The 21,202-nt window shown below is 58.2% G+C and carries 17 protein-coding genes; 8 read left to right on the top strand and 9 right to left on the bottom strand.

All coding sequences use genetic code 11. The annotated features are described in order from the left end of the window. Positions 1–233: 233 nt before the first annotated feature. Positions 234–1,187 carry a universal stress protein gene (locus L1A08_RS06515; protein WP_238755509.1) on the bottom strand — a complete coding sequence of 318 codons (954 nt, stop codon included), beginning with the start codon at positions 1,185–1,187 and terminating at the stop codon, positions 234–236. A gap of 433 nt (positions 1,188–1,620) precedes the next feature. Here L1A08_RS06515 and L1A08_RS06510 point away from each other — a divergent pair, with 433 nt between their 5' ends. Beyond that, positions 1,621–3,009, top strand: coding sequence for a sigma-54-dependent transcriptional regulator (locus L1A08_RS06510; RefSeq protein ID WP_238755508.1), 1,389 nt, complete (start codon positions 1,621–1,623; stop codon positions 3,007–3,009). Between the two features lie 159 nt (positions 3,010–3,168). Here the strand turns inward: L1A08_RS06510 and L1A08_RS06505 are convergent, their stop codons facing one another. Next, positions 3,169–3,843, bottom strand: a complete 675-nt coding sequence (locus L1A08_RS06505; protein WP_238755507.1) for an HAD family hydrolase — start codon at positions 3,841–3,843, stop codon at positions 3,169–3,171. Between the two features lie 291 nt (positions 3,844–4,134). Here L1A08_RS06505 and L1A08_RS06500 point away from each other — a divergent pair, with 291 nt between their 5' ends. Next, the gene (locus L1A08_RS06500) at positions 4,135–4,671 is read left to right on the top strand and encodes a PspA/IM30 family protein (protein WP_238755506.1); all 537 of its coding nucleotides are present in this window, start codon (positions 4,135–4,137) and stop codon (positions 4,669–4,671) included. Here L1A08_RS06500 and L1A08_RS06495 read toward each other — a convergent pair. The 4 genes from L1A08_RS06495 to L1A08_RS06480 all read right to left on the bottom strand — a co-directional run bounded on the left by L1A08_RS06495 (position 4,662) and on the right by L1A08_RS06480 (position 10,278). Beyond that, positions 4,662–5,852 carry a hypothetical protein gene (locus tag L1A08_RS06495; protein WP_238755505.1) on the bottom strand — a complete coding sequence of 397 codons (1,191 nt, stop codon included), beginning with the start codon at positions 5,850–5,852 and terminating at the stop codon, positions 4,662–4,664. The two genes, L1A08_RS06500 and L1A08_RS06495, sit on opposite strands and share 10 nt — an antisense overlap. Next, positions 5,803–6,351, bottom strand: a complete 549-nt coding sequence (gene thpR, locus L1A08_RS06490; RefSeq protein WP_238755504.1) for an RNA 2',3'-cyclic phosphodiesterase — start codon at positions 6,349–6,351, stop codon at positions 5,803–5,805. Before thpR ends, L1A08_RS06495 begins: the two co-directional genes overlap by 50 nt. Positions 6,352–6,452: 101 nt before the next feature. Next, complete coding sequence (gene rho, locus L1A08_RS06485) at positions 6,453–8,030, bottom strand: transcription termination factor Rho (RefSeq protein ID WP_238755503.1); 1,578 nt, start codon at positions 8,028–8,030, stop codon at positions 6,453–6,455. A gap of 1,243 nt (positions 8,031–9,273) precedes the next feature. Then, entirely contained in the window at positions 9,274–10,278 is a 1,005-nt protein-coding gene (locus L1A08_RS06480; protein ID WP_238755502.1) for a thioredoxin domain-containing protein, read from the bottom strand. A gap of 306 nt (positions 10,279–10,584) precedes the next feature. Here L1A08_RS06480 and L1A08_RS06475 point away from each other — a divergent pair, with 306 nt between their 5' ends. Together L1A08_RS06475 and L1A08_RS06470 are read left to right on the top strand one after the other, a co-directional pair. Then, positions 10,585–11,847, top strand: a complete 1,263-nt coding sequence (locus L1A08_RS06475; RefSeq protein ID WP_238755501.1) for an NAD(P)/FAD-dependent oxidoreductase — start codon at positions 10,585–10,587, stop codon at positions 11,845–11,847. Then, the gene (locus L1A08_RS06470; RefSeq protein WP_238755500.1) at positions 11,844–12,638 is read left to right on the top strand and encodes a DUF1365 domain-containing protein; all 795 of its coding nucleotides are present in this window, start codon (positions 11,844–11,846) and stop codon (positions 12,636–12,638) included. The genes L1A08_RS06475 and L1A08_RS06470 overlap by 4 nt, the downstream gene beginning before the upstream one ends. A 28-nt stretch (positions 12,639–12,666) precedes the next feature. Here the strand turns inward: L1A08_RS06470 and L1A08_RS06465 are convergent, their stop codons facing one another. After that, the gene (locus tag L1A08_RS06465) at positions 12,667–13,254 is read right to left on the bottom strand and encodes a hypothetical protein (protein ID WP_238755499.1); all 588 of its coding nucleotides are present in this window, start codon (positions 13,252–13,254) and stop codon (positions 12,667–12,669) included. A gap of 220 nt (positions 13,255–13,474) precedes the next feature. Between L1A08_RS06465 and L1A08_RS06460 the strand changes: the two genes are divergently transcribed. Next, positions 13,475–14,068 carry a hypothetical protein gene (locus L1A08_RS06460; protein ID WP_238755498.1) on the top strand — a complete coding sequence of 198 codons (594 nt, stop codon included), beginning with the start codon at positions 13,475–13,477 and terminating at the stop codon, positions 14,066–14,068. A gap of 141 nt (positions 14,069–14,209) precedes the next feature. On the opposite strand, the gene L1A08_RS06455 is transcribed toward L1A08_RS06460, so the two are convergent. Further along, positions 14,210–14,659, bottom strand: a complete 450-nt coding sequence (locus L1A08_RS06455; protein WP_238755497.1) for a DUF4112 domain-containing protein — start codon at positions 14,657–14,659, stop codon at positions 14,210–14,212. Between the two features lie 125 nt (positions 14,660–14,784). Next, positions 14,785–15,900, bottom strand: a complete 1,116-nt coding sequence (locus tag L1A08_RS06450) for a right-handed parallel beta-helix repeat-containing protein (protein WP_238755496.1) — start codon at positions 15,898–15,900, stop codon at positions 14,785–14,787. 139 nt (positions 15,901–16,039) lie between these two features. On the opposite strand from L1A08_RS06450, the gene L1A08_RS06445 reads away from it, so the two are divergent. The 3 genes from L1A08_RS06445 (at position 16,040) to L1A08_RS06435 (ending at position 21,196) form a co-directional block, all read left to right on the top strand. Continuing rightward, positions 16,040–19,330: a DUF7133 domain-containing protein gene (locus L1A08_RS06445; protein ID WP_238755495.1), complete on the top strand. Its 3,291-nt coding sequence runs from the start codon at positions 16,040–16,042 to the stop codon at positions 19,328–19,330. A 93-nt stretch (positions 19,331–19,423) separates the two neighbouring features. Continuing rightward, positions 19,424–19,960, top strand: a complete 537-nt coding sequence (locus L1A08_RS06440) for a peroxiredoxin family protein (protein ID WP_238755494.1) — start codon at positions 19,424–19,426, stop codon at positions 19,958–19,960. 273 nt (positions 19,961–20,233) lie between these two features. Beyond that, positions 20,234–21,196, top strand: coding sequence for an alpha/beta hydrolase family protein (locus L1A08_RS06435; protein ID WP_238755645.1), 963 nt, complete (start codon positions 20,234–20,236; stop codon positions 21,194–21,196). The last annotated feature ends 6 nt before the right edge of the window (positions 21,197–21,202 follow it).

Genomic DNA, 21,202 nt, shown 5'->3' with positions numbered 1-21,202 from the left:
GGAAGAACATGCAGACCGGAGCGGTTCTGGACAAGGACAGACAGTTTCTTGCGCCAGCATGTGTGGATCAATGAGACCGATCGTCCCCCGATTGAGATCGCTTGTCAAGCAGGCGGGGCACGCTGGAGAACTCTTCGAAGGCGCAGCGGCCGATGTGCGGCAGGCTGTCCTGGTCCAGAAACAACAGAAGACCGGAACCTTCACAAAGAAGATCCCGATCTTATTGTTCATTCTCAAGCCTTGATAGGGCTGCCGAAGTTCCGCGGCTTCACCGCCAGCAGAGAGCAGTCGAGTTCGTTCAGCAGACGTTCGGCCGTATTCCCCAGGAACATTGCCGAAAGACCGGAACGACCGACCGTGCCGATGACCAGCAGATCGACTTCGTGCTCACGCAGTTTTTCCGCAATAACAACTTCCGGCGTGCCCTTCTCGATGTGAACCATCGCCCCGGCTTCGATGGTTCGAAAATCGGTCTGAGCCAGTCGATCGGCCTGCATCGTCTCCGCACTCTCAGTCTGCTCGTCGTGCAGTTTGTTGAGATCTTCGAGTGTAATCCCGCTGCCAGCGAGTTTGTAATCATCTCCCGATTCGACCACATGCACGACATGCAGACGCAGATCGAACATCCGAGCGACCTGGACGGCCACATTGAGAACGTCTTCTCCGGTCTCGGAGAAATCATCTGCGGCGAGCACACTTTCGACCGGACGGGTCGGATCAGGCTTGGCGACGTAAACCGGCACCGGACACTTCCGCAGCAGTTTCACAGCCGTCCGCCCGAACAGATACTGCACGAACGTCGAACGGGACTTCCGTCCGATCACGACCAGCGAATGATTGTTCTGGACAACCTCGCGAATGAGGGTGTCGGCACTGTTTCCGTAGGCGACCACGATATTGACCGTCTTCACGCCGGCTTCCTGGGCTCGAGCCGCGAGCGTTCCGAGCACGCGTTCAGCCTCCATGCGAATCTTGCACTTCTCCTCGCCACTTTCGAGCTGGATGAGGTGGATCGCCTGCTCGGAGATATCGAGAGCTGTGAAGAATGTGAGCTCTCCTCCGGAGGCTCCGGCGAGCTTGATCCCCTTCTGAACGGCCTGTTCGCACTGGACCGAGAGATCATCACTGATGAGACGATCATCGTGGGACAGGTCTACGCCCACCAGAATTTTGGATAAGGAAATCATCGTGAACTCTCCCGTGGATGCGCTTCTAGATACAGACTCATTGGAGGTCGGCTGAACTCGGATCCGATCACGCAGCCGTTTCTGCCGACTGTCTATCTTACTCAAAAAACGGGGTGGGCTGAAGTATGAGTTGGCAAAGATCCTCCACTCCGGACACCTCGAAGACTTCATGTCATCTTTGCCAAACTCCGGGCACGCTTCATCTTCCGGTCCACCTGGATCAGTCGTAACGAATCGTCGGGTCCGGGGGTTGACCAAACTCATCCATTCCGGGGGATTTTGTTGCCGGTCGGCAACGCGTGTCCTACCGTTGAGTACCTCTCAATGCTCTCAGCGACGGATCGTGGATGATTCGTAACTGTCTTTCTCCCGTGCCCGGGTTCTCCCGGTCGCGGTCCGTCGATACGCATCAGTCACACTGCTGAGAGAAACTATGAAGAACACCCTTGGTAACCTGCTCATCGTCGATGATGATCGTCATATTCTGGAAGCCATGGCCGACTACCTGCGTCGCCTCGGCTACCGCACGGAAACTGCGGCGACCTGCCAGTCCGCCATCGATCGGATGCAGGAATTCCCATTCGACGGCGTCGTCTGCGATGTGAATCTCCCAGATCAGGACGGATTCTATCTGCTCGACTGGGCCACGAAGAACAAGCCGGAAACGCCGATCATCATGCTGACCGGTTACGGCACGATCGAAAGTGCGGTCGAAGCGATCCGTATCGGAGCTTTCGACTATCTGACCAAACCGGTCATCGATGACGAGCTTAATCTGTCGATCCAGCGGGCCATCGGCCAGAAGCGGATCGTCGAAGAAAACAAGAACCTCAAGGCTCAACTCGATCAGAAATACGGCCTGGCCAACGTCATCGGTCGCGATTACAAAATGGCGAAGATGTTCGACCTGATCGAAAGCGTCGCCGAAACCCGAACGACCGTGTTGATTCTCGGCGAAAACGGTACCGGTAAGACGATGACCGCCCGGGCCATTCATCAGCTCAGCGACCGCCGCGACAAGCCGTTCGTGGAAGTCGCCTGCGGTGCCCTGCCCGATTCCCTGCTCGAAAGCGAACTGTTCGGCCATGTTCAGGGAGCCTTTACCGGAGCCTCGCACGAGAAGATGGGGAAGTTCCTTCAGGCCGATGGTGGCACCATCTTCCTCGATGAAATCGCGACTGCGTCGCCTCAACTCCAGGTCAAACTGCTGCGAGTGTTACAGGATCGGGAGTTCGAACCGGTCGGCGGCACCAAGACACACAAGGTCAACGTCCGGCTGGTTCTCGCGACCAACGAGAACCTTGAAGAGCGTGTTGCCGATGGAACATTCCGTCAGGACCTGTTCTATCGCATCAACGTCATCTCCCTGACGCAGCCACCGCTGCGGGAACGAGTCGGCGACATTCCGCTGCTCGCAGACCATTACCTGCAGCAGTTCGTCGAGCAGATCGGCAAGCCGATTCAGGGCTTCGATGAACACGCCATTCAACTGCTGCAGCGTTACTCGTGGCCTGGTAACGTGCGTGAGCTGGTCAACGTTGTGGAACGCGCCGTGGTGCTCGCCAACAGCAAAACGATCACAGCTGCTGACCTGCCGGAAACGATTCACAAGCAGATTGACGCCGGAAAGCTGGCGGCTCACTTCGGCGGCAACTCGCTGAAATCCGCCCTGGCCAATCCGGAACGCCAGATCCTGATCGAAGCCCTCGAAGCCAATGGCTGGAACCGTCAGCAGACGGCCACCATGCTCGGTGTGAACCGAACGACTCTCTACAAGAAGATGAAGAAGTTCGACATCACCTTCGAGTCCTGCCACGCATAAGCCTCGACACCTGACACGTCCCACAAACAGCCGCGACCTGAACCGTCGCGGCTGTTTGCGTTCGAGGTCTCACCAAATCCCAACCCGAAGCGTTTAAGAGACAATGACCTACGGATTCTGAGATCGGAATGCCATCCGCGGCAGCAGCCCCTCGCGGCCCTATCCGAGCAGTGCTTCCAGGATTTCGTCGTGCTGGCTCATGTCGGCGACGGCGACGTCGGGTTCACAGGCGGAAAGTTCTTCGACGCTGTAATGTCCCGTGGCCACCGCCATAACGCGGGCTCCGATGGCACGGCCGCACTTCACGTCAGCCGGTGTATCGCCGATGACCCAGACCTCTTTCAGACGGTCGCCGTGACGTTCGAGACCCGCTTCAGAAGCGAGCCGAGCGACATCATCGCGATCGACGTGATGATCGCCGAAAGCTCCAAAGCTGAAATGATGATCGAGTTCGAAATGACGAACCTTGAGCCAGCCGCTGTGTTCGAAGTTCCCGGTCAGCAGTCCGGTCCAGTCATTCGACTCGACGTTGATCGCATCGAGAACCGAAGTGACGCCGGGCAACACAATGCCCCGTCCATCCGAAAGATGTCTCGGCAGCAACTCGAAATAGCGCGTCTGAAATCGCAGGAAATTCTCCGGCGTGTTTTCAATGTGATGCCACGCCATCAGATCGGTCATGATCGCCCGATCAGTGCGGCCGGCGTAGGAGATATCGCACTCGTCAATCGACTTGCCGAATTCCAGCAGCAACGCTTCCTCCATGGCCGACTGTCCAGCCTGGCCGGAAGTCAGGAGCGTGCCATCCACATCGAAGAGAAATAAGCGAGACATGAGCGGTATTCTGAAATGCGAGGGGTTTGAACGGGAAACCCGGGGAAATTTTCTTCAGGCGGCGAAGATTTTCTGATCGGCAGGGGACCTTTCAGCGTTCCATGTCCCCAACACCCGGAGGTCTGGAGCTATCTTATCAGGCACCAGCCTTCCGGACACTGTACAGAAGAAAACTGACCGCGTTCCACGAGGATGCGGGAAAACTTTCGGGGAGCTGCGATGCGGCCTCCGTCGGAAACCGGTACACTGCGGGCTGTGATTTGACCGATTTTCGAGCAGACAGGTGAAGGTATGCCCTACTTCAGTCGATTGACCGATATCGTAACCTGCAGTCTCACAGCACTGCTGAACGAAGCCGACAATCCCCAGGAAGCTCTTCAGGACATTATCCGTGAGATGGAAGGCGGCCTGGCCGGAGCCCAGCGCTCGGTCCAGTCGGCCCGACAGAACGAGGAACGCCTGCAGACAGAGCTCGAACAGTCGCGTCAGCAGGTGGAGCACTTCGACGCGGAAGCCCTGCGACTGCTGAAGGGGAACGACGAAAACGCCGCCCGCATGGCGCTCTATCGCAAGAAAGAAGCCAGCGACCTTACTGCGGGCCTCCAGCAGCAGGTGGCGGTCGCTCATTCCACCTATCAGGCGTTGATGACCACGTATCGGGCGCTCGAAGCCCGACTGGCCGAAGCCCGTCGTAAGTTGAATGAATACGGACTGTCGGAGTCAGAGGAGTCACGCTTCGATGAACTGACCGACACCGCTCACCAGATGCGACAGAGTGAAGTCGAAGAGGAACTGGCCGCCCTCAAGCAGCGACTCGATCAGTCCTGACGTCCGATCTGGATCCCCTCGTCAGTCACCTCGTAGGGAATCCGTTGTGGTCCGCAAAGTGCTTTCGCCAGCTCGTCCGCATCGGCTTCCTTGATGTCGAAGCTGATTCGCTGTGAGACATCGACACCCTGTGCTTTCAGCTGCTCCAGATCGAATTCCAGCGGAATTCCCGCCTGCTTGAGATACTTGAGCACCTCATCGAGCGGATTCTGTTGCACCCGGAGAGTAAACCGCCGCTGCTTCCAGCCGACCCGCGTATTGGCTGCGTTGCCGGGGCCGCCCGCCCGCCACGCTCGGATGGCATCGTGCAGTTCCACCGGGCCGGTCGCTTCGATCCGCCGGCTGCCGCGAGCCGCCCATTCCGCCGCCGGAAACTCTTCGGCAAAGCGATCCCGAATAGCATCCAGCTGAGCCGAAGGGAGCGAGTAACTCTCCGTAACCGCCACGTTCCGAGGAGCGGGAACGATCTCAAGATCCCCCTGCTCCGTCCAGCGGAACGTCAGTTCGTACTGGAACAGAATCAGTGAGAGAACCTCGATCGCGCTGGCATCCGACAGCGTGCCTGCTCTCCACAGGTCATGGGGAATCGCCTCCGGATTGATGACCTTGTGACCTGACCGCCGGGCGAACTCGATCGCCAGTTCCCGCGGCTGAGCCAGCAGCGGCCACTGAAACCGTCGCCGTTCCAGAAAACTGAGCCAGCCACGCGACTCCACTCCCGCTGACTTCGTGGCGCTGGCCCGAACTTCGGCTTCGCGCAAGGCAATCAATGTTCGCAGTCGTCGGGCTCGATCTTCCGGGATGACGAGCACCGTCGAGCCGACCGTTTCCACAACCGCCCCCTGATCGGCGGCAATGCGATCTACGACTTCCTGCAGAGAGCCGGCGACGGGAGGAGTCAGCGATACAGCCCGCGAAGGATCGAGCCGACGGTCGAGCAGAATGGCCACCGATCGCACATCGGCAAGCCTCTGACTGAGACGCGCTACCGTTTCGCCATCTTCGAGCAGAGAGACTGAAGTCCACTCCTGCAGCCGCTGATCGAACTCGCTTCCTTTCAGCAGTTCGGCGCCTGTCTGGGCAGAAGCCGATATCGCGGAGCACAGCACAGCTGCAAGCACGAAAGCGAGACTACGCATCTTCGCGGCTGACCGGCAGCGGGAATGATTCGACGAGTTCATAGTGCGATCCTCTGCTCGTCAGCGTGCTGCGATAGAGATGAAGGGCCGACACCGGGACGGCCAGCGGCGGCAGTTCCCGGGCCGAATCGAGAAACTCTTCCACGGCCCGATTATCACCCGGCCGTCGCGTTCTCGCTACCGTGATGTGTGGAGAATACGGTCGTTTCTCCAGACGAAACCCGGCCTTCGAAAGTCGTGCTCCCGCAGCAGAGTAAAGGCCCTGCAGTTCGCTGCTATTCTCGACTCCGATCCAGAGGATCTTCCCGTCGCGTCCCCGAAAAGTTCCCGCGTCGGCCAGCGTGACGGAAAACGATCCAGATTCGATCCCGGTCAGTGACTCCACTGCAGCGGACTCCTCCGCTTCGCCGAGGAAGTGCAGCGTCAGATGCAGATTCTGCGTCGGAACCGGACGGACCTGTCGAGAGGCAGCGGGCACAACCGTGGCGAGGGACCTTCGTACGTCCTCAGGAAAATCGATTGCTGTGAACAGTCGAGGCATCTTCGAACTCTGTGTGGAAACCACGATCAACTTGCATGACAAAACGAAACGAGGCGGACAGAAACTGCCCGCCTCGAATGGTTCTTATCGCAGCGTCTGGCTTACAGCACGCTGCGAATCTTGGCCAGGAACTCTTTGTTCGACGGGAACATCGCCAGTCGACGAGTCAGTTCTTCCATGGCCTCGGTCGCACTCATGGAAATCAGAGCCCGACGCAGAGCCGTGACCCCTTCCATGACATTCGGATCGAGAATCTTCTCTTCGCGGCGGGTCCCCGACCGGGTGATATCGATGGCTGGCCAGATGCGGCGATCGGCCAGTTCGCGACTGAGGACCAGTTCCATGTTGCCGGTTCCCTTGAACTCCTGGAAGATCACGTCGTCCATCCGGCTGCCGGTATCGATCAGAGCGGTTCCGACCACGGTGAGCGATCCACCTTCGTCGAAGCGGCGAGCGGTACCGAACATTTTCTTCGGAATGTCCATCGCCTTGACGTCGAGACCACCGGTCATTGTCCGACCAGTGTTGCCGACCCATTTGTTGAAGGCACGAGCCGTTCGCGTGATGCTGTCGAGCAGAATAAAGACATCTCCGCCGGCTTCGGCGATTCGCTTCCCGCGTTCGATGATCAGCTGACTGGTGCGAACGTGACTTTCGACATCGCGGTCCATCGACGAAGCGATGACTTCACCGTTCACCAGCCGACGCATTTCGGTCACTTCTTCCGGTCGCTCATCGATCAGCAGCACGATGAGGTGAACCTCGGGGTGATTGCTACTGACCGAGTTGGCGATATCCTGCAGAAGCATCGTCTTACCGGTTCGAGGCGGGGCGACAATCAAAGCCCGCTGCCCTTTTCCAATCGGCGTGAGCAGGTCCATGACCCGCATCGTGACGATTCCCGGCGTGGTTTCGAGCTTGATCTGCTCGAACGGGTTGATGGCGGTAAGCGAATCGAAGAGCTTAATCTCGGCGTATTCTTCTGGCGTCCGACCATCAATGCTGATGATCTCGTGCAGCCGTGGACCCTGGCCGCGTGAACCGGGGCCAACTTCGCCCTTGATGAGAATTCCTTCACGGAGACCATACTTCTCGACAGTGGTACTGGAGACGAAGGCGTCCGAATCCTGGGAGGCGTAGTTCACCGAAGCATCCCGCATGAAGCCGTAGCCCTTGGGGTGCAGTTCGAGAACGCCTTCGATGGTGCCCGAAATTTCGTTCACGGGCTGACCAGTCGAAGCGACATTCGATTTCGCACTCTGTCGATTCGGCGGCTGCTGGCGTTGTCCCCCGCGACCACCGCGACTGCGTCCGCGGCCTCGATTGTTGTCTCCTCCTCCGCCGCCGCCCGCGTTCTTGTTGCGGGTGTTGCCACCGGAGGAACCATCTTCGCGTCCGCCGGGGCGACGTCGACGTCGACGACGGGATCGCTTGGGAGAATCGTCGCCGGCTTCACCGCTGGCGTTGTTATCACCGCCAGACTGATCGTTCGGGCCATCGGCCTGCTCAATCACTCCGACTCCGAAGTCTTCCGGTCCGCCTGAGGCTTCATCCCGACTGGACTCCACCGTCGTTGTGGAGGCGTTTTCGACCGACGTTTCCTGTTCTGGCTTCGCTTTCTTGCGGCCTTTAGTAGAACGGGGAGCACGACTCGACTTGCTGGAACTCTCGGTGGGCATAAATCTTTCCTAAATAGCGATGCGAATCGGCCACGCGACTCGGCTTCAGACCATGCGGAACCTGCGGATCATCCGGGCGTTCCGCTCAACATCTGAACGAGCGGCAAGAAGAAGCGGCAGTCAATCTGCGGCTTCCGCTGCGTCCGTTCTCAGCTTTCTTTGAACTCAACATCTGGCGGCGCGTGGAACAAGTCCGACCGCACCGGGCGATTGAAAAATGGACAATGGAGACGCCGGGAAACCCGGTTCCATTCCAGGGGATACCCGAAAATATCCCAGTCGCCGACACCGCACCTTCACTTAAACGAAGGCGTCCGTCAGACCGGTCCCCGGCAGACGAAAAAGGCTTCGGCTCAAAGCGTTCGCCAACATGCGAAACACTTCAGAAGATCTTGAACAGACTGGCGAGTAACTCGCCGGAGCTGCGATCTGGAGTCCTTTCCCTGGCGCTCAATCCCTGGACTGCAAAATCCAAGCCGGAACGAGCAATTCACGAAACGTGCCCGGCCAATTACAGCCGAAGCGATTCTCGCTGGTGTTGAAATTCCATTTTCACGTCAAACTCAGGGGGAGTCAGTCAGACGGTCCCGAGGCGTTCATCCCTCAAAACCCATGACGGGGTTCCGAGTGGAATAAGCGGGAACATCACCGGGTTGACGCATCAGTAACGGGAGAAACCTTTCTGGTCGATTCCCGACGCCAGTTTGTGACTCTTCGACTGTTATGCGACTTCTTACAGTGTCCGACTGTCTGTAAGGTGCAGGTCGTTCCGCAACGACCGAAAATCCGCGAAACGGAAACCGGTTACCGGCTGCGAGATCCAACTGAAGAGAGAAGCAATCTTCAGCAGCCTGTAAACGCCTTCCAGCTTATGGACGAATCCGGAATCCTGTCTCAGGCAATCCGGTACACGCCGTCATAAATTAAGGACGTTTATTGTAGTGAAAGATCGTGTCTGCCAGCGATAGGTGCCCAGCAAGGCAACCCGTCAGAAATTGAATGTAACGATCTCTTGCGTGGTGTGAGAGGCAACTCGTAACCGAGAGACAACTCATTCACACACCACCAGTATTGCCCACAGGTCAAAGCCTGTCAATGGATCTTCATTTGCGAATTGTGAACACCACGCTGATTTTTCGAGCGCCCCCTCGGGGCCCGCAACCTGTTTGTCAGCCCCCTGTTCTGTGCAGATCCCGATCCACGATCGCCCCTGTTCCATCCGTCGGGCGATCGGAATGAGACTCTACCGAATCAGAGTCGCTTCCACATCGGCCGGTCGGAGCACATGTCGCGTATTCGTGTAACGTTCCGGATCGAGCTCGAACAGTCGCCGGTTCTCGTCGGATGTAAACAGGTAAAGTTCGTCGTTGTAGTAGGCGGCAAACTCCGTTGTTCCCGGCAGAGCCCGATCGGTTTCCCAGATGATGACCGGATCGCAGCCGAGCAGGCGCGGTGCGAATTGAATCGGATCGGAATCGAATTGTTCTTTTTCGGCTTGTCCGGCGAACTGGTAGCGCTGCTTCTTGAAGATGCTCGCCCAGCGGGCATTGCCCTGCACCCAGTTTCGTCGACTGTGCAGGCTGACCGCGCAGAACCCGTCGAGCGCGAGGAAGACGACTTCCGGTTCATCGGCGTGGCTGCTCTGGGGCTCTTCAATCAGAGCTTCCTGCGGATGTTCGTCGACCTTCTCCTGAGAACTGACTGGACTGGCGGAAGGGAGTTCGCCTTCGTCGCCGAGATGAATCTTCCACATCGAGGTCGGAGCCGGATCATTTCCAGCGTTCTTACGAGCTTCGACGAGTGCCTGTGATTTCTGATATCGGTCTGCGACTTCCAGCCCGCTGCGGACGAACTCCTGGAACGACGCCATGCCAACCAGTTTCGCCAGCATGCGTCCGTTGGAATCGATGAAGACGTCGGTCGGATACGAATCGACCCCATAATTGCGGGCCAGCTCGGCGGCCTGGTCTCCGTTTACTTTCAACAGCACGATCTTCCCGCCCATCTGCGGTTCCAGCTGCGGAGAGCTGAAGACCGTCTGATCCATCCGCCGGCACGGTCCGCACCAGTCGGTATAGAAGTGCAGCAGCACGGGAATGTTGTTTGCGCGAGCCGCCGCCATCGCTTTCTGGAAGTCCTGCTGCATCAGCCGCGGTGCCTGGGCGAATGCGCTCCCTGCGGACAGAGTCAACAGGAGTGACAATGTCAGAGTGCGAATGAATGGCGTCGCGTTATTGATAGATCGCATGGTACGTTCCTCAGCTTACAATGACTCACATTTCGTATCGGCTCCTTAACTGCTTAACGAAAGCGGGCCTTCACAGGGGACGCGATTCTTCATCGAAAGCGTCGCAATCATCGGGTTGTGACGAATTCTCGACCGAAGAAATCCTTACAACCTGCGCGACCGGCCCGCGACCAGAACCGCACGTCCTTCGCCCTGGAGCAACAGAGCACGGAATTCCGCGGTGTGATTTCCCGACTCCCGACTAGAATGCGTCTGGAGAGTGCATTCGCTTCTGACATTCCGTCGTGCTCCTGAGGAACTTCTGCGTTGAGAATCGCGATCATTGGCTCTGGTATTTCTGGTCTGACATGCGCTTACCTGCTGCACCGTCACCATGAAATCACGCTCTTCGAAGCCAACGACTATCCCGGCGGGCATACTCACACAGTCGAGGTGGTGGAAGAGGACCGCGCGATTCCGATCGACACCGGCTTCATCGTTTATAACGACCGCACTTATCCCAACTTCGTAAACCTGCTCAAAGAACTCAACGTCCCGACCCAGCCGACACGCATGGGTTTCAGTGTTCGCTGTCACGAAACCAACTTCGAATACAATGGAGAATCCCTGCTCGGACTGATCTCCGATCGCCGCAATCTTGTTCGTCCACGCTTCTACCGCATGCTGCGGGACGTCAGTCGGTTCTATCGCGATACCGCGGCCTATCTGCGGATGCACGGCGAGGACGACGAACAGACCGTGCTTGAGTTCGCCCGCGAGAAGAACTACTCCGACGCGTTCCTTAAATACCATTTGTTGCCCATGGGAGCGGCAATCTGGTCGTGCGATCTGCAAACGTTCGGCGAGTTCCCCTTTCGCTTCGTCGCCCGCTTCTACGAGAACCATGGGCTCGTGCAGTTGTCTGATCGACCGATCTGGCGGACCGTGACAGGAGGGTCTCGAAAGTACGTCGCCCGGATGACTGCCAGCTTCGCCGATCGGATTCGCCTCAACACCCCCGTGGCTGGTGTTGCACGAACGGACGATGGAGTTCAGGTTCAAACTCACACGGACACGCAGTCATTCGATCATGTCATTTTCGCCTGCCACAGTGATACCGCTTTACGGATTCATCAGCAGCCCGACGCAGCGGAGCGGGAAATTCTGGAAGACTTTCCCTACACACCCAATGTCGCCGTTCTGCATACCGACACTTCGGTACTGCCTCGCTACCGGCGTTCGTGGGCGAGCTGGAATTACGCGCTCTACCCCGATCGCGATGACATCGCCACGTTGACCTATCAAATGAATATCCTGCAATCGATCGAGTCGCGTGAAGTCTACTGCGTGACACTCAACTCCAGTGACCTGATTGATCCCTCCCGCATCTGCGGTGAGTTTCACTATGATCACCCCGTCTTCACGGTCCGGCGGGATCAGGCCCAAAAGAGACACGCGGAGATGATCGATCGAGGAGGCTTCTCGTACTGCGGAGCGTACTGGCGAAACGGCTTCCATGAAGATGGGGTCGTCAGTGCCCTGGCGGTCTGCGGCAAACTCGGCGTCACTGCGGAATGGAACACAGCATGAGCACGACTCTGCAGCCGACGACGAAGTCCGCCGCGAAACGATCGGGAACGCGATCGAGTTGCCTCTATGTGGGACAGGTCTCGCACGCCCGTTTGCGTCCCCACCGACATTCGTTTCGGTATTCGCTGTTCATGGCGATGATTGATCTGGAGGAACTGCCGGAGCTTTTCGATGACTACTGGCTCTGGTCATTTAGCCGATGGAACGTCGCGACGTTCCGCAGAGACGATCATCTCGGTGCCGCGGAAATTCCCCTCGATGACGCGGTTCGGGACCTCGTCGAAGAACGGCTGGGATTGCGGCCGGAAGGCAAAATCCTGTTGCTGACGCATCTGCGATACTTCGGTTTCGCGATGAATCCCGTGAGCTTCTATTATTGCTACGATGGTAACAACGATCTGGTGGCCCTCGTCGCCGAGGTCAACAATACACCCTGGGGCGAGCAGCACTGTTACGTTCATCGATGGGAATCGGATGAGAACGGGATCCATCAGCAGTCCGAAGCCAAAGCGTTTCACGTCTCTCCATTCATGGACATGGAGATGGAATACCGCTGGCAGGTCATCCAGCCTGACGAACGGCTCTCGGTACGAATTGAAAACGTGAATGAGGAAGGACTGCTTTTCTCGGCGACACTCAACATGAAAAGGCAGCCGTGGCGATCGAGATCGCTCGCCGGCTGCCTTTTGCGTTTTCCCGTAATGACTCTACAGGTCTGGATGGCGATTTACTGGCAGGCGCTCAGGCTGTGGATGCGACAGATCCGATACGTGCCGCACCCCCAACGTTGAGTGATTCCGCCAGGTAAAACCCACCGTCCTAGTTCGAAGTCCCAGTCGGGGGTGTCGTGGTTCCTGCGGGTGCAGGAGTCGTCGTGGAAGCAGGATTGGTCGTGCCGCTCAGCGGCGTGGTCGTGACCATCGGGGAAGGAATCGAATCTCCCCGTGCCGGTGCGGACTCGATCATGTGGACCTCCGTCACGACTTCGATGGTCCCGTCCTGGGCACTGGAATCTTTCTGAGTGACGAGACGGACCCGATCACCGGCTTTGACTTCCAGTGCACTCGAAGACTCCTTGTCCTTGCCATGAATTAGCATGGCCCCCTGTTCGAGAGCGAACTCAGCCTCTGAGCCATCTTCGTAGCGAAGTCTCAAAGTGGTGGCTTCAATTTCCACCACTTCGCCCTCGTACGTTTGCTCCTGAGGAGCCACCTTCGGCATTTTCTGATTATCCTGATCGATCGTCTCCAGGCGATCCGCCTGCTGCATACGAGCCACGCTTCCCGCCTCTTCGGCCGGCTCTGTCGGTTCCGGGCTTGTCGTGTTCTGTGGGACTGGTTCGCAGCCCATCAGGCCCGCCGCCAGACCACCCATCGCCACCACGCTCAAAAGTTGTCGAATTACCATTGTTGTTCTCCAGATGTTTTTGTTTGGCCCGCGAGTGAGATCCATCATTCCGCCGTGGGGCACTTGGGCACGACACATGCAGCAATGGAATCGCGGTACTTCAACAGAATGCAATCGACGGACCAACCCACCGCTTTTCGACGCTCGAATGCCCACAGCGACATCCGGAAGTACCCGGCCCGTGCACGGTGCGAACCCCGATGAACTGAGGACTACGAACATGGTCGAATCGTTACTACTTGCAGTGACACGAATTACAACAATGATGAGAGAGAAGCAGCTCTCCTGCTCGACCGGTTTCCAGTTCCGTCGCGATGAGCGTCTTTATCTCGTCACGAATCGCCATGTCGTTCGTGATGAGCCGAACAACCATCAGCCCGATCGACTGCTGATCGACCTGCATCCCGATCCAAAGAATCTGGCCGAGACCTCACAATTTGAGCTACCGCTCTATGACGGTGCGGCTTGGCGATGGATCCGGGCGGTCGATTCCACCTCCGAAGTCGACATCGTTGCCATCCAGATCGATACCACGAAGTTTCCAGCCGACGCCGCGTATACGTGTTTCACGCGGGAGCATGTCAGCGGCAACTTCGAACGGGTCGAAATCGGTGCCGAACTTCTGATCCCCGGCTTTCCGCTCGGATTCCACGATGAACCGCATCATCTGCCGGTGGCTCGACACAGGGTTGTCGCCTCATCGTTCGGGCTGCGCTGCTGGGCGTGCATTGCTCCCGCTTTTACGTCAGTCGGAATGTCGAAGCCGACGAGGCTCTGGGGCTCAGTTCCGCCTGGTACTCCGATGTTATTCTGACGCTTACGGAACCGACGGATCAAGCCGCGAAGCAGGCCGAAGAGGCCGCCGCAATGGCAACAGCGAAATAGCACAGTGATCCACGTGGAATACGGGGGGGCTATAATGATCGCGGAACTACTCCAGCTGCCCCCTGCTGCTCTATACCTTGGGCCGCTTGCGGCTCATTTCCTTTTTGATCAGGCGAAGATTCTTGCGGTTGGCCTTGAACGCCACATCGAACAGATCACCCGCCAGCGGGACGGCTCCAATCAGAAAGTCGATCCCGATATTGCCCATCATTCGCATCTGGGTCCAGCGGGAAATGTTGAGCCTCCGCGCGTTCCAGACAATGTAGGTCGCAATCCCCGCCGTAAGCACATCACCGGCTCCCGGCACCAGGCCGAGAATTGTGTCCCAGCCGAATCGAATATTCGTGCCCGGGACGCGATACTTGTCGTCCAGCCAGTATTCCAGTTTTTCAATCGAGCTGAGGACGGTCTGTTCGTCTTTACTGACCAGCGGCGACTTCGCGGCGCTCCTAAAGAAGTCGTGAAAACGGTCCTTCACTTCGGGAATCGCTGAATTCGCTGTCGCAGATGCATTCTTCATCGGGTCATCTCTCTGATCGTTCATCGGCAGGCTCGTCGCTCGTTTCCCAACGCACCGGGTCGCTCAGAACGCAGACCCGTCCCCGACGGATCACTGCCAAACAGGGATATCCCCCAATGGGGCAACTATTGTGCCGGAATTTCGCCAACAACCTCCGCTCCCTGCAAATTCAGCGAGACATTCTCCAGCTGTCCTCCCTGAAAGTGAACCGTTCCGCCATTGAGGCGAACACGCGCTGGCGACTCGGCCAGCCCCGAAATCCGCAGGTTGACGAGCTTGAGTTCAAACGGCCCCGGTGGCATTCCTCTCGGTCCGCCGACAAGAGCCGCCGCGGTGGTCTCGTTCCGGATCTGGCAATTCTCAAGACAATGTTCGACTCCGAGCAAAAGAACGTCGTTGTTCACGTTTCCGTAGAACACGCTGTCGTAATACGTCGTACGAGCCTCATTGACATCGGCGATTCCGTTGTCGTTTCCCCAGAACGACCCCTTACGGATCGTGCACTCGCAGAGATCGTGGGCGCTGAAACCTTCGTCGAAGCAGTCGTAGCCCTGAATGTTCTCGCAGACGAACCCGGTACAGCGTCCGTGGATATTGAAGCCGTCGTTCAAAAAGTGCCGTGCGTTGAGATTGCGGATCGTAATCCGCTCGCATGTTCCGCCGGTCGCGATTCCATTGGGCCGCACCGCCCATTCCAGGTTCTCAAGACTCCCCCGGACATACAGCCAGCCAGCCTCTTCATCGATTGTTTCGAAGCAGAACTCGCCTTCCTTGAGTTCATCGGGAGTCGGAAACGGCGGAGCGGCTGAGGACTGCGTTCGCCCCATCCGTTGCGCTACGCCGTCGATGATGAGCAGATGACGGTCCAATTGCGGACGCGGGAGCCGTCGCCGATTCAGGCCCGGCCTGACCAGCTCCCAACCCTCAGTCGGCAACGAATCCGCTCCCTCGAGGGTGACGCCGTTGCCTTCGATCGTCAGATCGGTCTGGCCATTCAACGTGGCCGCCTGACGATAAATCGCTCCGGCTGGCAACAATGTGATCTGATCCCCCGGCTCGGCCAGTCGAATAGCTCGCTGCAGCGACTGAACGGGCTCCTCTCGAGTTCCAATGCTGGAGTCCCGTCCTTTCGTATGATGCACGAACAGTTCGGCCGCGAAGCCGGGCGATGCGAACGTTCCGATCAGCAACAGAAGCGAAGTGACGATCGGCAAAGGATGACGGAAACAGGAAGGGATCATCGAAGCTCCTCAGAATCGCGGCAGGTGTCGTCTTCTCGGGCAGGCGTTATCATATTACCATGCGCCGTGCTATCGCGAGCCATTGAGTCGCTCGCCTGTTGATTTGTTCTCCGATCGTCGCCCAGGGACAGGTACATCGATGAGACGCGTACTTACGGATTTCTTCTCCACGCTGCTTCCGCTCCTCGCCGTGATGGCCTCGCCGGGACTCCTTGCGGCTCAACAGGTGCCGCTCAAAGTTCCGTCCGGGTTCGCCGCGCAGCTTTACGCCACGCATGAACTGGCCGGCGATATTCAATGTATGACCACCGACTCCCAAGGACGGATCGTCGTTTCCGGTCCTGGTTACATCAAAACCCTGATCGACGCCGATCACGATGGCACCGCGGAGTCAGCCGAACTGTTTGCGGACGGCCCGAAGACCGGAGCTCAAGGGCTCTGCTTTGACGGCAACACGCTCTACTGCATCGGCGATGAGGGGCTGATCGCCTATCGCGACGAAGACGCCGACGGAAAGGCCGACGGAGCTCCGGAGCTGATTTACCGTTGCCGAACCGGCGGCGAACACTTCACGCATGCGATCCGCAAAGGACCGGACGGCTGGATCTACATGATTGCCGGGAATGAAGCCGGCATCGATGAGTCGGTCATTTCGCTGGAGCATTCGCCGATCCTCAAACCGGAAGCCGGTCTGCTGCTGAGATTCTCGCCCAACTTCGGAGAGATTCAGGTGCTCTGCGATGGACTTCGCAACGCTTACGATTTCGATTTCAACACGAGCGGAGAGCTGTTTACTTACGACAGCGATGGCGAGCGAGACATCTCGCTGCCGTGGTATCGTCCGACTCGCGTCTTCAACAGTGTGCCCGGCATGACACACGGCTGGGTGTCGCGCAGTTGGAAGAAGCCGAATTACTTCCACGAGATGAGCCCGGTCATGGCTGAGACGGGACGCGGCTCGCCGACCGGGGTCGTCTGTTACGCACATCAGCAGTTTCCTGTCGAGTTTCAGAACACCGTCTTTGTACTCGACTGGACCTATGGCCGCGTGATCGCCGTCAAGATTCAGCGGCAGGGGGCTTCGTGGGCGGCTCAGTCCCGCGAATTCGCGACCGGCATCGGCACCTACGGCTTTGCTCCGACCGATGCCGTGGTTGGCCCCGACGGCGATCTCTTCATTTCTGTCGGCGGCCGTGGCACTCAGGGGACCGTGTTCCGCATCAGTCACTCCAGTGGAGCTCCAAAGCAGAACCCGAAAGCAACTCAGCTCGATCAGATTCTGAATGCGCCTCAGCCGCTTGCTGCCTGGTCGCGAGCCCGCTGGCAGCCAGCTGCGAAATCGCTGGGAGAAGAGCCAATCCTGCGAGCCGCTCTGGATCGAAATCGCACCGCTGCGGAACGCATCCGAGCCGTCGAAATTCTCACGGAGTTGTTCCAGGGACCCGACATCGACTTCATGAAGAGCATGGTCCTGGAGAAAGACCGCGAACTTCGGGCCCGCGGTGTCTGGGCATACGGCCGTGTTGTCGAAGGCAGACCAGATCCGCAGGCTCTGCAGCCGTTTCTGGTCGACTCCAGTCCGGCCGTCGTCCGCAGTGCCCTGGAAGCCCTGCTGACCTGTCCGTCGAACGCACTGACAGGATTCGAAAATGAGATCGCCGGCTGTCTTGGTCATGAAGATCATGTCGTTCGCTATCTGGCACTCCGGGTCGCGGCTCGCATGACCGATGCCGGTTTCCGAGCCGTCGGCGACATCGCTCGTACAGCGGGCTGGCCTGAGGCAATGCTGATGGCGTGGGCCTTCGTCGATCGCGGTTATCCCGGCCATCCGTACGGCTGGCACGACATCGGCACCGCGGCCCTGACCCGGCAGAAAGATCCCGAACTACAACTCACCGCCGTCCTGCTGATTCAACATGCTCTCGGCGGATTCGGTTCCAGCCCGGCCCACCCGGCCGTCTTCGATGGTTATCTGCCACGCACGCCACTCGATCAGGATGCCGAACAGCTGCAGACATTGCAGCAGGCGATTGAAGAGATGTATCCCTCCGGCGACGCTCTCGTCGACTGGGAACTGGCCCGGCTGACCGCGATGATCTCCCCCGACAGCCCTGCTCTGCTCGAGAAGCTGCTGACGAGAATCACAGCCGACTCTGATCCGGTTTCGGACCTGCACCATCTGATTGTTCTGGCCACGCTCCCGTCGACCCGAAGTGAAGAACAAACCGGACGGACGGCGACTGCTCTGCTTCAACTGCACGACAAACTTGAGGCTCGCAAAGCCGTGCTCGACCGGAACTGGGATCCGCGCGTCCGGGAACTCTACGACGCTCTCGTCACCCGCGATGCGAATCTGCCCAAAACCATCGCCGAGCATGAAAAGTTCGGCCGCCCCGAGCACAATCTGTTTGTCGATGCGATGACGGGTGAAGCCCGCGACACCGCGATTGCCGCTTACTTCGATGCCGTCCAGGCCGACCGGATCGACCTGAGTCCGGATTTGCTCCAACGATTTCAGGAACTCGATGACCCCGCGGTTCTGCAAATGGCCCGCGAAGCTCTCGAAGACGACTCGCTCCGCAAACAGGCTGTCGCCGTACTGGCCGGATCGAACGAGAGCGAAGATCGCGAAACCATTCGTTCCGGCCTCAAGTTCGAGGAATTCGATATCGTTTCCTCGTGTCTGCAGGCGATCTCTGCCTGGGAGGAGTTCCAGCCCGAGGATCTTGCGGCCGTTGTCGATCTGCTCGTTCGTCTGGCTCGCAGAGACGGCGTCGATGCAGTCTGGGCCGAAGCGTTGCAGTTGACCGAGCCGATCGCCCGGCAACTGGCCGAGGAACATCCTCCAGTCCCGGAAGCGACGTTTCCGGTCAGCTCGATCGATCTGACGCATCAGGAGATTGCCGCGGAATGGCAGGGCTGGCTCGCCGTCAGCTTTCCGGAAGCGCTCACCTTCAACACCCCGGCGGATCGCTCGCTGCAGACCGACTGGCACGAACGACTCCGGCAGATCGACTGGGACGAAGGCGATGCTGACAACGGGCGGCTGCTGTTCGAGCAAAAGCAGTGTGCTCAATGCCATGGAACGCGGAACGCGATGGGACCGGACCTGGCCGGAGCAGCCGACCGGTTCTCGCTCGACGACCTGTTTGAAGCGATCGTCAATCCCCACAAGGATGTTTCGGCCCGCTATCGCGGCACTATCCTGTCGACGGAGGAGGGAAAGACCTATTCCGGCATTGTCATCTACGAAGCTGTGGACGGACTGCTGCTGCGGGACGGTTCACACCGGACGATTCGGATCGAGAGCGACGAGATCGCGTTCCGCAAGCCGCTGGAAACGTCCATCATGCCCGCCGATCTGCTCAAAGACCTGAATGATGGCGATCTGGCTGATCTGTATGCTTACCTGAAGCAATTGGGCCACTGACCGGATTCCCCCTTTTGCTTTCCACGTTGAACGGGCGTAGAATCGAGGGAACGGAATTGTCCCTCCTTACTGACCCACCAGACAGGATTGCCCATGAAACGCTTTGCCATCGCCCTCACCGGTCTCTGCCTCTTGCTGGCTGCCACCGTCGATCTTCAGGCCGCAAAGAAGTCCGCCGCCGAAAAAGCTCCGGAATGGTCCGTCGAGTCTTACACCGGCGGGACGCTGTCCGGCGAGGACTATGACTCGAACGTCCTGCTCATCTTCTACCGCGGCGTGACCTGCGTGCACTGCATGGAACAGCTCTCGGGAATCGCCAGGAACGCCGAGAAATTCGAGAAACGGAACATCGAGATTGTCGCCATCAGCCACGACCTGCCGAACCGTTCGACTGTCGATCGCATCCGCGACCGCAACAACATCAAGTTCTCCATGGGAACTGATCCCCGACTGTCGACCTTCGAAGACTTCAACTGCCTCGACGGCCGCCGGCAGATGCACGGCCTGGTGCTGATCAACCCCAAGGGCCACATCGTCTGGAAATCAGTAACTGAAGGAGCCATTACGAACGTCGACTCGATCCTCAGCAAGATCGACGACGCCCTCTCCCAGAAGGTTTCCGCCCGCTAGAGCGGATCGCTCTACCGTATGTCCGCGAATGAGCGTTGAATCGCCTGAAACGCTGCATCTTTCGCGGGCCGAACGGTTACACCAAAAAGTAAACTGCTCTAAGTAAAACCTGAGTTCCCCTTCCGGAGTACGTTCGATAACGACTCCGGTTTTTTTATGCGCTCTCGCAAAGGGAGGCCCACATGCCGCAGAGCCACATTTGCCGGAGCAGTCGCGATCCCATGGGATGCTCTTCCCCTGTTCCCAACGCCTTGATGGAGAAGTCTCTTGACGATGTTTGTTCCCGGAACTTTTGTGGCAGCCCTGCTGTTTTTCGCTTTTGTACTCTCCAACGTGGCCTCTGCTCAGCAGGCTGTGATTGATCTGCCAGAAAATGTGGACGAAAGCCGCAGTCGAAATGTTCCACTGACATTTCACCTGCCGAAACAGAAAAACGCTCAACCTTTGGTGCTCGTTTCCCACGGCGGAGCAGGCAGCCGGCATGGTTTGTACGCTCTCGCCGTGGAAATGGCCCGGCAAGGTTATGTTGTGCTTTGCATGGAACACATCACCAGCAACACCGACGACATTCGACGCCGAATGCGTACCGGTCGGCTTAGTTTTCGCGAGGCACTGGTGGATTGCGGCAACGATATGACGGCCCGGACGAATCGGCCGCTGGATGTACGATTCGCGATTGATCTCTCCGATCGGCTGAACCGGGAGGACGACCGATTCCGAAGACGGATCGATCTGTCGAAGATCGCAATCCTCGGTCATTCCTACGGGGCGTATACCGCAATGGTCGGTTGCGGCGTGAAACCGGTCGGCATCGAAGTCAACCTCTCTGAACCGCGGATCAAGTTGGGAATCGGCTTCAGCCCGCAAAGCGCGAACGGCGCATTCTTCGACGAGAACAGTTTTGCGGCGGTGAAAACTCCGTTCGTGGGGATTTCCGGAACGCAGGATTTAGCGGGCGATGGTCACCGGGACTTCTTCAAGCTCATGCCGAAAGGCGACAAGCATTTGCTCTGGTTTCACGACGCGAATCACTTTAGCTTTTCCGATCCGACCGGCGGACCACGCAGGCTCCCCCGGACCGATTCGGATGTGACCAACGTCCTCAAACGGATCGTCCCGGAGATCCTTCACACCTATCTGCGCGGCGAGCCGGAACTGGATAAAGCCGCTCGTGAGGATCTTGTTAAGGAAAGCCTTGGCGGCACGGTTCACCGTATTGAATGGCACGTCAATTGAGCAGGG

It is taken from the genome of Rubinisphaera margarita, from assembly GCF_022267515.1.
Lineage (GTDB): Bacteria > Planctomycetota > Planctomycetia > Planctomycetales > Planctomycetaceae > Rubinisphaera > Rubinisphaera margarita.
The sequence above is the reverse complement of the archived record's forward strand: the minus strand, read 5'-3'. Positions and strand labels throughout refer to the sequence as shown.